The sequence below is a fragment of the Herbaspirillum sp. 1130 genome (genome assembly GCF_017833835.1).
Lineage (GTDB): Bacteria > Pseudomonadota > Gammaproteobacteria > Burkholderiales > Burkholderiaceae_D > Herbaspirillum > Herbaspirillum huttiense.
Genome location: NZ_JAFICQ010000003.1, coordinates 613,061 through 626,095, shown reverse-complemented (window position 1 = coordinate 626,095; position 13,035 = coordinate 613,061). Strand labels below are relative to the sequence as shown.

Genomic DNA, 13,035 nt, shown 5'->3' with positions numbered 1-13,035 from the left:
CGCCCTGCCCGGTCCTCCCGCTCAATAACGCAGCCGCGACAGGCTGACCAGGCTGGCCGCGCCCGCCAGGGCGGCGGCAAAGCACAGGACCAGCGCATACGGCGAGCCCGAGAACCCCATCAGCATCGCCACCACCGACGCCCCCACGGTCTGCCCGGTCAGGCGTGCCGTGCCCAGCATGCCGCTGGCTCCGCCGGTCCGTTCACGCGGCGCGGCACTGATCATGGTGCGGTTGTTGGGCGACTGGAACAGTCCGAAGCCGATACCGCACACCGCAAACATGGACAGCATCAGGCCATCGGGCGTGCTGCGGTCCACCGTCAGCAAGGCCAGCAATCCCAGGCACATCACGGCCAGCCCGATCCCCCCCAGCAAACCCGCAGCGACGCGGTCCGACAGCTTGCCGGCCACCACGCCGGTCAGCGCAACAGCCACCGGCCAGGCCGTCAGCAGCATGCCCGCACGCGCGGCGCCCATACCCAGATGATTCTGCAGCATGAAGGGCAACATCACGAAGACCGCCATCTGCGCTGCAAAGGAGCAGAACGAGGTCCCGATCGACAAGGCAAACAAGGGGATGCGCAGCAGGTCCAGCGGCAGCATGGGCGCGCTCGGCGACTGCAGCTTGAGCAGCAATGCCAGGCTGATGGCGGTCAGCAGCGCGCAGCCCGCCACCACCCAGCCGCCTTGCAGGTGGCCGATGGCATCGATGGTGTAGAGCAGCAAGCCGATGAAGGCCATGCACAGCAGCGCCGACTGACGATCGAAACGGCGGGCCGACAAGGGATTGAACGGCAAGGCGCGGCTGCCCACGGCCAGCGCCGCCAGCCCGAGCGGGATGTTGATGAGGAACAGCCAGTGCCACGAGCCCAGATGCAGGATGACTCCGGCCACGGTGGGCCCCAGCGCATTGCCGGTCCCGGCCACCAGCGCGTTGTAGCCGATGGCCCGGCCCAGCTGCCGGGCCGGATAGATGAAGCGGATCAGCGCGGTATTGACCGACAGGATGCCAGCCGCCCCCAGCCCCTGCAGCACCCGCGCCAGGCTCAGTTGCAGCATGTCGCCGCTGGCCGCGCAGGCCAGCGAGGCCAGGGTGAACAGGAACAAGCCGCCCAGGTAGACGCGCCGGTAGCCGATCACTTCGCCCAGCGAGGCCAGCGGCAGCAGGCACACCGCCATGGCGATCTGGTAGCTGTTGATGACCCAGATGGCATCTGCATCGCTGGCTTTCAGGTCGGTGGCCATGACCGGCAACGCCAGATTGGCGATGGAGCCGTCGAGCACCGCGATGCTCAGGCCCAGCACCACCGTGGCAATGGCCAGCAGCCGCTGGCGCGGCGGCAGGCCGTCATGATGATCGGGGGAAGTGGAAGACGATGCGGAAGTAACTGCCATGAACCTGCTCTGTCGCTCTGTTCTCTATTGCTCTGTTGCTCTGTCCGTGCGCGAGGAAAACCAAGCAAGGAAACGGACGCCGCAGCACCCGGATCGAATGATGCCGTCAGCCCGCCTGGCGGAATGCCGAAATGGGCGTCAGCTTCTTGTCGCGAGGAATATTGAACTTGGTCTTGGGACCGAACCACTTGGTCCACATGGCGTCGATCTCGCCGTCCTTTTCCAGCGCGGCCAGCGCCTTGTTGACGGCGTCCAGCAGTCGGTGCTCGCCCTTCTTGACACCCAGCGCCGTCGGCTCCCAGGCCAGTGCGCCTTCGACGAAGCGGAAGCGTCCGCCCGATTCGTTGACGAAGCGGATCCCCGAGGGCATGGCCACGGCCATGGCATCGACCTGCCGCTGGGCCAGCGCCAGGAAGGTTTGCGGGGTCTCAGGGAAAGTCAGCAAGGTGGCCTTGCGCAGTACGCGCCGCACCGCCTGCTCCGGGGTGGAACCGCGATTGGCGCTGATACGCTTGCCTTCCAGGTCGGAGACCAGATTCAGTCCGGAATCGCTGTACACGAGCAGCTTGATCGGCGTCTGGTAATGCGAAGCCGTGAAATCGATCTGGCGCGCCCGCTCGCGGGTATAGCCCAGTGCGCCCGAGACCAGGTCGACCTCGCCCTCGATCAGCGCCGGCAGACGGGCCTCTATGGTCAAACTGCGCTGCCGCATCTTGACGCCCAGCTTGGCGGCGATGGCACTGCACATGTCCACATCGAAACCGACGATCTGGCCGCTCTGCGGATCGGGGAAACCCAGCGGCTCATTGCTGGCCAGCGTGGCGCAGATCAGCGAGCCACGCTCCTGGATCTCGCCGAGCCGGTCCGCGTGTGCCGCAGCGGGAATCATCCAGGCGCTGGCCAGCAGCAGGCTGCCCATGCCCAGTTGCTTCAGGTGCTGCGAAATCTTTTTCATGCTTTTCCTCATCGAATGTCGAGGATAGCCCGAAACAATCCCGAATGTCACTCGCAGCAGACCATTGCCACGCAAAAGCCGCCACGCAGCACAAAAAAGAGCCGCCCGGTGTGGGCCGGGCGGCATCTGGTATGACATGTCAGGAGCGTTGGAAGGTCATCCTTCGGCTTCAGCCTGCCGTGCCGGGCTTGCGGCGACGACGCCACCAGAGCGCCACGCCCAGCAGGACCAGCACCAGCAGCACCATGCCGCCGCGCGCCACCCACAACAGCGGCGAGGGCTCACCGCCGGCCCGCAAGGCTTTGACGCGCTCGGCGCTGATGCTGACCTTGCTGCCACCCAGATCCTGCATCAGGTAGTTGGTCACCGCCGCAATCTCGCCATCGTTCAAGGTATGGGCAAAGCCGATCATGCCTTGTCCGTGCTCCGGCAGCACGCCTTCGAGGATGGCCATGGCCACGTTGTCGGCATTGGGCTGGCGCAGCAGCGGATGCTGCTGCAAGGATGGCAGGCCGTTGAGGCCCTGGCCGCCGGTGTTGTGGCAGGAGGCGCAATTGTTCATATAGACACGTGCACCCACGCTCATGGCGGCCAGCGCCTGGGGCGTATCGTCGCCCTGCACCGGGGTCAGCGCAGGGACGGCAGCAGCCGGCGCAGTCGCGGACGCCGGAGCCGCCTCGGCCGGACTGGCCGGCAGCAGATAGGTGGCCATCGCATCCAGATCGTCACGGCTCATGCGCGAGAAACTCTTTTCGATGGCTTCCAGCATCGGTCCGCCGGCGGTGGCCCCATTGGCGGCGTGGCCGCTGGCCAGGTACTCGGCCAGCATGGCGCGGGTCCAGGCCGGCTTGGCCTGCAAGGCAGCGGGGCTGATGTCGGGCGCGTACCAGGTGCCGAGCGAGGCCCCTTGCAGGCGGCGCTCCAGTTGCTCGGCCATGAGCACATTGCGCGGCGTATGACAGGTGCTGCAATGGGCCAGGCCCTGCACCAGGTAGGCTCCGCGATTCCACTGCGCCGATTGTGCCCGATCGGGCTCAAAGGGTTTGGTGTCCAGGAACAGCCAGTTCCACGCCTTCATCGACATGCGGATGTTGAACGGGAACGGCAGCGCCGTCGCCGGCGCAGCCTGGTCCACCGGCTGCACGCCCTGCATGAAGTAAGCGTACAGCGCCGCCACATCCTCATCGTTCAGCCGCGCATAGGCGGTATAGGGCATGGCCGGATACAGGTTGCTGCCATCGGCACGCACGCCGCGACGCAAGGCAGCGGCAAATTGCTCCGGCGTGTACTGGCCGATGCCGTGGGTCTTGGAGGGCGTGATGTTGGTGCTGTAGATGGTGCCAAGAGGACTGCTGATCGGATGCCCGCCGCTGAACGGGGCGCGTCCCTTCTCGCTGTGGCAGGCGGCGCAGTCGCCGGCGATGGCCAGGTACTCGCCGCGCTTGATCAACTGCGCATCATTGGCCGCATGGGCCAGCGCGACCACGCCCAGCAAGGACAGCAGCGCCAGCAGGCGCTTGAACGGCTTACGCATGGCGGCTCTCCTCGATGATCTTGTCGGCCGTGCGCAGCGCCAGTGCCATCGCGGTCAGCGTGACGTTGCAGGTGCCGACCGTGGGCATGACGCCGGTGCCGACCATGAACAGGTTCTCGTGGTCGTGTGCGCGGCCCCAGGCATCGGTGACGCTGGTGGCCGGATCCAGGCCCATGGAGAGCGTACCGGTGATGTGCTGGCGATTGGAGAACGCCCCGCTCTTGCTGTGCTTGATGTTGGTCGCACCCAGCCGGGCGGCGATGGCGTCGTAGGCGGCGCGGGTCTTCTCGGTGCCCTTGACGACGTAGTCGTCCACGTTCCAGTACAGGGCCGGGACGGGCAGGCCAAGTTCATCCTTCTTGTCGCCCAGGGTCACGCGGTTGTTGCGGTCGGGCAGTTGTTCCAGCGCGTTCTTGATGCTCAGGCGGCGTGCGGCGCGGAACAGGATCTGCTCTTCCAGGCGCTTGCCGAAGTAACCCTCGGCGAGCACTTCCTTGGTCACCGAGGCCACCTGCGAGGCATTGGAAATATCGATGCGGAACGGCGCGTGCTCCGCACGAAAATCGCCATCGCGGAACTGGCCGATGGAGCAAGGGCTGACCGGACCACGGCCGGGCCAGATTTCTTCATCCACATCGAAGGTCACGCCGATGGCCGGGTGGTCGCACAGGTTGCGGCCGACGTTGTCGCGGGCGTTGGCGATCCCCTGCGGGAACTTGTCGCTCACCGACATCAACAGCAGTTTGGGGGTCTCGATGGCATTGGCGGCCAGCACGAAGGTCTGCGCGGTGATGCGGTGGCTGACCTTGTTCCAGTCGTAATAATGGACGGCGGCGATGCGGCCTTTGTCGTCATGTTCCAGGCGATAGACCACGGCCTCGGTGATGACCTGTACGCCGCTGTCTTCGGCCTGCTGCGCAGCAAGCCCGCCGTGATACTGGGCATCGATGGGACACAGCGGCATGCAGTTGTTGTTGCCGCAGCAGGCCGGACGGCCGTCATAGTTGCGGCTGTTGCGGCCGGTGCTGTCGTCGAGCACGGTGAATTCCGGCGCCAGGCGGGCCGTCACGCGTTGCTGCAGCCACGAGGCCGGCACCCGCTCCATCGGGAAAGGATGCTTGCGCGGCGAGCCACTCTCGGGCGAACCGCCGACACCGGCGATGACCTCGGCCTGGTAGTAATAGTCTTCCAGGTCGTCATAGCTGATCGGCCAATCCTTGCCGACGCCATACAGACTGTGCTGGCGGAAGTCGTTGGGTACATAGCGCCACAACTGCGCCGCCCAGTGCCAGCTAGTGCCGCCGAACATGCGGATGTACTGCGCATTGAAGGCATGAGGCCCCTTCTGCTGCAGATAGCCGTTGGGCTCCGGGGTATAGCGCGGGTGCGGTGCCAGCGGCGAATACGGATACGGCGCCATGAAGTCGGACTTGAAAGCCGAACTGCGGAAACGTTCAACCAGTTGGTCGCGGCCCATGCGCGGGCCGGATTCCAGCAGCAGCACCGACTTGCCGGTCTTGGCCAGGCGCGTGGCCAGCAAGGCGCCGGTCACACCGGCACCGATCACCACCACGTCGGCGGAATTGGGATTACTCATGAATGTCACTCTCGCAAATCAGGGCTGGCGCGACCAGCTGCCGCAGGGACCATAGGAAAAACTGGGCGGCACCAGCTTGCCGCTCACCAGTCCGTTGGAGAGCGTATTGATGTAGGTGACGTACTGGGCGTTCTTGCCCTTGCCGACCACGCCGTCGTACCAGGCGCCGAGGATGACGCGGGCCAGCTTTTCGCTGTCGCCCTGCTCGGCCGGGAAGGCCAGGCGCTCGGCTTGCAGCAGCGCCGGCTGGGCTTGCAGCAGGGCCTTGAGCGATTGCAGGCGAGGTGCCAGGTCTTTTTCGGTTTTGGACAGGGCCAGCAGCAAGGCCGCGCCCAGCTTGGGACTCAAATCCTGGCGTTCAGTCAGTTGCCGGGAAACCTGAAGAAAATCGTCCACCGGCACGGTCGCCGGATTGTTTTGTGCCGTGACCCGGTGCGGCAGGGACCAGAACAGGCCGGCAGCGCCGGCACCTGCCATCAGGCCCGCCACTTTCAGTACCCGGCGGCGTGTGGGATGTGTCATGTCGTCGTCCAAATGAAAGGCCCCCAAAGCACGCTCAAGGTGCCGCGCCGTCGCGCCGGGGCCAGGATGGGCCGGTATTCTACGCACTTTGTTGCTGCTCTGCAGCAAAGGGCGCAGCAGGTTTTCAGGATACTGGAAACGACACGGCCCGGCCATGTACATGGCCGGGCCGTGGATCGGGTGGCGTCGCTGCCGGTATCAGCCGTGGCCGAGATAGGCCTTGCGCACGTCGCTGTTGGCCAGCAGGTTGGCACCGGTATCGGACATGACCACATGGCCGTTTTCCAGCACGTAGCCACGGTCGGCCACGCCCAGCGCCTTGTTGGCGTTCTGCTCGACCAGGAACACGGTCACGCCGCTGTCGCGGATGGTGCGGATGATCTCGAAGATCTGCGCAATCACCAGCGGGGCCAGGCCCAGCGTGGGTTCGTCCAGCAACAACAGGCGCGGCTTGCTCATCAGCGCGCGGCCGATGGCCAGCATCTGCTGCTCGCCGCCGGACATGGTCCCGGCCCGCTGCGCCGCGCGTTCCTTCAAACGCGGGAACAGTCCGAACACATACTCGATGCCCTGCTCGATCTCTTCATTGCTGGCAAAGAAGGCCCCCATTTTGAGGTTTTCCAGCACCGTCAGGCTGGGGAAGACGCGCCGGCCTTCGGGCGAGATCGCCAGTCCGCGGCGCATGATCTCGTGGGTCGGCAGCTGCGTGATGTCCTGCCCTTCGAAGAGTACGCGGCCGCTGGAGGCGCGCGGACGGCCGCACAGCGTCATCAGGAGCGTGGTCTTGCCGGCACCGTTGGCACCGATGAGGGTAACGATCTCGCCCTTTTCCACCGTCAGCGATACGCCGTGCAGGGCCTCGATGGCACCGTAGTGGGTATGCACCTTGTCAAACTGCAGCATCATTCTTCTCCCAGGTAGGCCTTGATCACACGCTCGTCGCTGCGCACCTGTTCGGGGGTGCCGGTGACGATGGGCTTGCCGTGCTCCATGACCAGGATGCGGTCGGAGATGCCCATGATGAGGCTCATGTCGTGTTCGATCAGCAGCACGGCTACGCCATGTTCGCGGCGCAGGCGGTCGATCAGTTGCGACAGCTCCTGCTTCTCCTGCGGGTTCAGGCCGGCCGCCGGTTCATCCAGCAGCAGCAGGCGCGGCTTGGTGATCATGCAGCGGGCGATTTCCACGCGGCGCTGCAGGCCATACGAGAGCGTACCGGCCTCGCGGTTGGCCAGCGCCGTCAGGCCGAGCTGGTCCAGCCAGTAGGCCGCACGCTGCAACGCTTCCTGCTCGGACTTGCGATAGGAAGGCGTCTTCAGCAGTCCCGACAGCAGGTTGGTATTGACCTGCTGGTGTTGCGCCACCAGCAGGTTCTCCACCACGGTCATGGACTTGAAGAGGCGGATGTTCTGGAAGGTGCGCACCAGCCCCTGCTGCGCCACCTGGTGGCTGGGCTGACGAGCGATGGAGACGCCATCGAGGGCAATCTCGCCCGAGGTCGGCTGATAGAAGCCGCTGATGCAGTTGAAGACGGTGGTCTTGCCGGCCCCGTTGGGACCGATGATGGCGAAGACTTCGCGCTCCTGCACGGCCAGCGAGACGCCATCCACGGCCAGGAGGCCTCCGAAGCGCATCGACAGGTTGGACACTTCCAGCATGGTTTTCACGGTCGGGTTCATTGCGGCAGCTCCACATGCGGACGGGTGGCAGGAAGCAGTCCTTGCGGACGCCACATCATCATCAGCACCATCACCAGGCCGAAGATCAGCATGCGGTACTCGGCAAAGCTGCGCGCCAGTTCCGGCAGCACGGTCAAGAGGATCGCCGCCAGGATCACGCCCAGCTGCGAGCCCATGCCGCCCAGCACGACGATGGCCAGGATCAGGGCAGATTCGATGAAGGTGAAGGATTCCGGCGTCACCAGGCCTTGGCGGGCGGCGAAGAAGGAACCGGCCAGGCCGGCGAAGGCGGCACCGAGCGTGAAGGCCGAAAGCTTCACGCGGGTCGGGTTGATGCCCAGCGAGCGGCAGGCGATTTCATCTTCACGCAGGGCTTCCCAGGCGCGGCCCATGGGCATGCGCAGCAGGCGGCTGGTGACGAAATACGTAAAGAGCACCATCAGCAAGGCCAGGAAGTAAAGGAAGATCACCATGTGGCCACCCTGGTAAGTCAGGCCCAGCAACTGGTGGAAGGTAGTGCCGTCTTCGGTCAGCGGATTGCGCGCCATCACCACGCCGAACACGGTCGGCTTGGGGATGCCGGAGATGCCATCGGGGCCGCCGGTGAGGCTGGTCATGTTGTTGAGCAAGAGGCGAATGATTTCGCCAAAGCCCAGCGTGACGATGGCCAGGTAGTCACCGCGCAAACGCAGCACCGGGAAGCCCAGCAGGAAGCCGAACAGCGCGGCAGCAGCAGCCGAGAGCGGCACGCATTCCCAGAACGAGAGGCCGAAGTACTGGTTGCACAGCGCATAGGTGTAGGCACCCACGGCATAGAAACCCACATACCCCAGGTCGAGCAGGCCGGCGAAACCGACCACGATGTTCAGGCCCAGGCCCAGCACCACGTAGATCAGCGCCAGGGTCATCACGTCCACGTAGCCGCGCGAACCGAAGAAGGGCCACACCAGCGCAGCCATCAGCAGGATCAGCACGGCCGCGCGCTGCTGGCCCGGCTGCATGCGCGGCAGCGCAGGCAGCTTGATGCCGGCGCTGGCGCGCGAGAGCGCAGGCTTGGCCAGCTGGAACAGGAACACGGCCAGCACCGCCACCAGCACCGGGGTCCAGTGGGTATTGAGGACCACGCGGTAGCCCTCCAGCTGCAGCTGCATGCCCAGCAGCGGGATGGTCAGTACGGCGGTCACCAGCGCCGCCGCCACGGCATTCTTGAAAGTCTCAGGCATCACGCCTCCTTGAATATGTCGTTGTCCGTCGAGCCGTGCGGGCTCAGACCTTTTCGATGTCGGGCTTGCCCAACAGGCCCGTGGGACGGAACAGCAGGATCAGCACCAGCAGCCCGAAGGACACCACGTCCTTGTATTCGGAAGGCAGGTAGCCGGCCGCGAAGGTCTCGGCCAAGCCCAGCAGCACTCCGCCCAGCATGGCGCCGGGAATGCTGCCGATGCCGCCCAGCACCGCCGCCGTGAAGGCCTTGATGCCGGCGATGAAACCGATGTAGGGATTGAGCTTGCCGATGGTCAGGGCAATGAGCACACCGCCGACCGCGGCCAGCATCGCGCCCAGGACGAAGGTGAAGGAAATCACCTTGTTGGTATCGATGCCCAGCAGGTTGGCCATGCCCATGTCTTCAGCGCAGGCGCGGCAGGCGCGGCCCATGCGCGAGCGCGCGATGAACAGCGTCAGGGCCACCATCAGCACCAGCGTCACGCCCACGATGACCATGCGCGAATACGGCACGGTGACGGTGAAGTCGCTGCCCATCTGGAATTCCAGCGCGCCCGAGATCAGCACCGGCACCGACATGTCGCGTGCACCCTGGCCGATCTGCACGTAGTTCTGCAGGAAGATGGACATGCCGATGGCCGAGATCAGCGGTACCAGGCGCGGGCCGCCGCGCAGCGGGCGATAGGCCACGCGTTCGACGGTCCAGCCGTACAGGCCGGTCACCAGCACCGAGACGATCAGCGCGCCACCCAGCAGCAGCGGCAAGGGATAGCCGGACTGCACGCCGATGGCGGTCAAGGTCACCAGGCCGACGTAGGAGGCGATCATGTAGATCTCGCCGTGGGCGAAGTTGATCATGCCGATGATGCCGTAGACCATGGTGTAGCCGATGGCGATCAAGGCATAGATCGCACCCAGCGACAGCCCGTTGACGAGCTGCTGGGTCAGTTGAGGGAGCAATTCATTCATGAGGGAACCCATAAAGTGGAAATGCCCCATTCCGACTGCAATGGGGCATTTCGCGGTTTGACGTCAGGTCAGACAGTCAGGCCAGCGATTCGGGGCGAATCACTTGGCTTCGGTCTTGGTGGCGTCCTTGTGCCAGGTGAAGACGACGAACTTGAAGGCCTTCAGGTCACCCTTCTTGTCGTATTCGACGTTGCCGATGGGGGTCTTGAAGCTGTTGCCGTGGATGTAGGCGGCGACCTTGTCCGGATCGGTGGACTTGGCGCCGGTGATGGCATCGGCAATGATCTTCACGGCCGAGTAGGCCGGCATCTGGAACGGACCGTTGGCGTCACGCTTGGCGGCGGCGAAGGCCTTGACCAGGGCGGCGTTGGCCGGATCGGCGGCGAAGTCGGCCGGCAGGGTCACCAGCATGCCTTCGGAGGCAGGGCCGGCGATGGCGGTGATGTCCTTGTTGCCCACGCCTTCGGGGCCCATGAAGACGGCCTTGACGCCCTGCTCACGCGCCTGGCGCATGATCAGGCCCATTTCCGGGTGGTAGCCGCCGAAGTAGACGAAGTCCACGCCCTGCGACTTCAGCTTGGTGACGATGGCCGAGTAATCGCTGTCACCGGCATTGATGCCTTCGAACACCACCACCGGTACCTTGGCCGCCTCCAAGGCCGACTTCACCGACGACGCCACGCCCTGGCCGTAGGACTGCTTGTCGTGCAGCACGGCGACCTTCTTGGGCTTGAGCTTCTCGATCACATAGCGGGCGGCGGCAGGACCTTGCTGGTCGTCGCGGCCGATGGTGCGGAAGATGAACTTGTGCGGCTTGGCTTCGGTCAGCTGCGGCGCGGTGGCCGACGGGGTGATCATGACCACGCCTTCGTTCTCGTAGATGTCGGAGGCGGGGATGGTGGAGCCGGAGCAGACGTGACCGATCACGTACTTGATGCCCTGGCTGACGATCTTGTTGGCCACGGCGACGGCCTGCTTGGGTTCACAGGCGTCGTCCATCATGACGGCTTCGAACTTGTTGCCGTTGGCGCCGCCGGCGGCGTTGATCTGTTCGATGGCGGTGAGGGCACCGGCCTTGACCATGTCGCCGTACTGGGCCACGGCACCGGTCAGGGGACCGGCGATGGCGATCTTGACGGTTTCGGCGTGGGCCACGCCGGCGAAGGCGGCAAAGGTGGCGGCGGCCAGGGCGATCTTGGTCAGACGGCTTGCAAACTTCATTGTCGTTTCCTCCAGGATGGAACGGATTCAAGAGGCGCCGTTACCTGGCGAACAGGCCGGCGCGCGTAGGGTTGTGGATACCTGACCCCGTTTTACGGGAGGCTGGCCGCAACATGGGGGCAGAGTGTAACACTGCCGTCATATGGGGCAAATTTTTTTTGAAATTTCGTCAAACCCCATCATTAATGCGCTGTGGTCTTCGATTTTTCGCACATTTCATGCCGTTTTTCTTCATTTTCCCATATTCGGTGCAGAACTGCACTGCAGCATGAGCGAATTCGGTGCATCACCTGCAAAGTCTTGATGGGACTGGATTTGCGGCCAAAATCCGTTTTCCCGTGGCAAGCCCGGCTTGCGCCATTTACAATACCGCCTCGCCCTCCGCGTTCCCGCAGAACAAGACCTGGTTTCGATGCTTCGCTCCCCTTCCCTCCCTGCCTCTGGTTTCCGCCGCACACTGCTGCGCCTGCTCGCATTGACCGGCGTGATACCGGCGCTGCTGGTGGGATCGGGCAGCCCGCCGGCACAGGCGGCCGAGGTGCGCCAGTACCAGTATCACCAGGTCTTCATCAGCACCTGCCGCGCTGATCCGCGCAGCGACACCATCCGCATGTACTGGAAGGATGCCGCTGGCACGCCGCTGGGCAACTTCAGCCGGCTCGATGCGCATCTGCGCAGCCAGGGACAGGAGATGGTCTGCGCCACCAATGCCGGCATCTACGACAAGCAATTGCAGCCGCTGGGGCTGTACGTGGAAGGCGGCAACCAGCTGCGCCGCCTCAATACGCGCAAGAACGCGTATGGCAATTTCTATCTGCAGCCCAATGGGGTCTTCGTGTTGAGCGAGCGCCAGGCTTACATCGTCGAGACCTCCGACTATGAAGCCGAACTGGGTCTTTGGAATGGCGTGACGCGCTACGCCACGCAATCGGGTCCGCTGATGATTGTGGACGGCAAGATCAATCCGCGCTTCGATCCCGAGTCAGCCAACACGGTGGTGCGCAATGCGGTGTGCCTGGATGCCGCGGGCATCGTCACGCTGGCCATCGCGCGCAATCCGATCAGCTTTTACGATTTCGCCAGTTTCCTTCGTGATGAGCTCAAGTGCAGTGACGCCTTGTACCTGGATGGCAGCATTTCGCGCATGTATCCCACGCTGGAAGCCAATATGGGTCCGGCGTTCGGGGCAATGATTGCGGTGGTGAAGGGGCATGGGGGGAAGTAGCTGGCACATGCGAAAAGATGGCGAAGACAGCCAGTCTTGTCCACCCGTTGAAGGGACGAAAAAAAGCCCGCAGCCAATGAACTGCGGGCAAGTTCCCTATCAAGAGGGAGGTTGAAGGAACAGTTCAACCACCTGTACGACTGCAAGCCGCAAAAAAAAGTTCGGAAAGATTTTTCCAGCCAACGCGCAAATTGCCCCCAAGGGCCAGGTGCTTGGCAAGATTCTTCACATTTACCGCAAAAACCACCTTTCCAGCGCCCCAAAAGAAAACGCCGCGACAGTTGCCCGTCGCGGCGCATGCAGTGCTGTTCCCACTGCGGGAGAGGGTGCGGCGCTTGCCGTCTTGTTGGCTCTTGTTGTGAGGCGTTTACTTTTGCGTACCACTGTCGCCAGAGGCGGCCGGGGTGCTCGGCGTAATGGCCGAGGAATCCGAAGGCGTAGTCGGGGTCGGGGTCGCCGGCGTAGCGGTCGAGCCCGCAGCCGTACCGGAATCAGCCGGTGCCGGCGTGGTCGGGGTGCTGCTTGCCGGTGCCGGTTCCGAAGCGGCCGGCGGGGTGGCGGCAGGCGTTGCAGGCGCTTCGTCGCGCTTGTTGCAACCAGCCAGCACAGCAGTGAACACGGCGGCAGCCAAGAGGGTGTGGCGAATCTTCATATGTTGCCTCCTAAAGTTGTTGAGGGGGATTTGCCGAAATGCGGACAAACAGGCACAGAGCA

General features: G+C 64.2%; 12 protein-coding genes. 1 reads left to right on the top strand and 11 read right to left on the bottom strand.

Features of this window, described 5'->3' with window-relative positions:
* Positions 1 to 21: 21 nt before the first annotated feature.
* The 10 genes from JOD78_RS16430 to JOD78_RS16385 all read right to left on the bottom strand — a co-directional run bounded on the left by JOD78_RS16430 (position 22) and on the right by JOD78_RS16385 (position 11,096).
* The gene (locus JOD78_RS16430) at positions 22 to 1,395 is read right to left on the bottom strand and encodes an MFS transporter (protein WP_209568451.1); all 1,374 of its coding nucleotides are present in this window, start codon (positions 1,393 to 1,395) and stop codon (positions 22 to 24) included.
* Between the two features lie 106 nt (positions 1,396 to 1,501).
* Positions 1,502 to 2,350, bottom strand: a complete 849-nt coding sequence (locus JOD78_RS16425; RefSeq protein ID WP_209568453.1) for an ABC transporter substrate-binding protein — start codon at positions 2,348 to 2,350, stop codon at positions 1,502 to 1,504.
* Positions 2,351 to 2,519: 169 nt separating this feature from the next.
* Complete coding sequence (locus tag JOD78_RS16420; RefSeq protein WP_209568455.1) at positions 2,520 to 3,884, bottom strand: cytochrome c; 1,365 nt, start codon at positions 3,882 to 3,884, stop codon at positions 2,520 to 2,522.
* Positions 3,877 to 5,481 carry a GMC family oxidoreductase gene (locus JOD78_RS16415; RefSeq protein WP_034334885.1) on the bottom strand — a complete coding sequence of 535 codons (1,605 nt, stop codon included), beginning with the start codon at positions 5,479 to 5,481 and terminating at the stop codon, positions 3,877 to 3,879. Before JOD78_RS16415 ends, JOD78_RS16420 begins: the two co-directional genes overlap by 8 nt.
* An 18-nt stretch (positions 5,482 to 5,499) precedes the next feature.
* Positions 5,500 to 6,003, bottom strand: a complete 504-nt coding sequence (locus JOD78_RS16410; RefSeq protein ID WP_209568457.1) for a sugar dehydrogenase complex small subunit — start codon at positions 6,001 to 6,003, stop codon at positions 5,500 to 5,502.
* Between the two features lie 198 nt (positions 6,004 to 6,201).
* A complete protein-coding gene (locus tag JOD78_RS16405) occupies positions 6,202 to 6,906 on the bottom strand; it encodes an ABC transporter ATP-binding protein (RefSeq protein WP_034338301.1) in 705 nt (234 codons plus the stop codon).
* Positions 6,906 to 7,682, bottom strand: a complete 777-nt coding sequence (livG, locus tag JOD78_RS16400; RefSeq protein ID WP_034338298.1) for a high-affinity branched-chain amino acid ABC transporter ATP-binding protein LivG — start codon at positions 7,680 to 7,682, stop codon at positions 6,906 to 6,908. The genes JOD78_RS16405 and livG overlap by 1 nt, the downstream gene beginning before the upstream one ends.
* Positions 7,679 to 8,905 carry a high-affinity branched-chain amino acid ABC transporter permease LivM gene (locus JOD78_RS16395; RefSeq protein WP_209568459.1) on the bottom strand — a complete coding sequence of 409 codons (1,227 nt, stop codon included), beginning with the start codon at positions 8,903 to 8,905 and terminating at the stop codon, positions 7,679 to 7,681. The genes livG and JOD78_RS16395 overlap by 4 nt, the downstream gene beginning before the upstream one ends.
* Positions 8,906 to 8,948: 43 nt before the next feature.
* Entirely contained in the window at positions 8,949 to 9,875 is a 927-nt protein-coding gene (gene livH / locus JOD78_RS16390) for a high-affinity branched-chain amino acid ABC transporter permease LivH (RefSeq protein ID WP_034350126.1), read from the bottom strand.
* Positions 9,876 to 9,974: 99 nt separating this feature from the next.
* Entirely contained in the window at positions 9,975 to 11,096 is a 1,122-nt protein-coding gene (locus JOD78_RS16385; RefSeq protein WP_039790367.1) for a branched-chain amino acid ABC transporter substrate-binding protein, read from the bottom strand.
* Between the two features lie 412 nt (positions 11,097 to 11,508).
* On the opposite strand from JOD78_RS16385, the gene JOD78_RS16380 reads away from it, so the two are divergent.
* Positions 11,509 to 12,321 (top strand): phosphodiester glycosidase family protein, encoded by an 813-nt coding sequence (locus tag JOD78_RS16380; protein ID WP_209568460.1) that lies wholly within the window; start codon positions 11,509 to 11,511, stop codon positions 12,319 to 12,321.
* Positions 12,322 to 12,688: 367 nt separating this feature from the next.
* On the opposite strand, the gene JOD78_RS16375 is transcribed toward JOD78_RS16380, so the two are convergent.
* On the bottom strand, positions 12,689 to 12,973 hold the full coding sequence (locus JOD78_RS16375; RefSeq protein ID WP_209568461.1) for a hypothetical protein: 285 nt from the start codon (positions 12,971 to 12,973) through the stop codon (positions 12,689 to 12,691).
* Positions 12,974 to 13,035 lie beyond the last annotated feature (62 nt).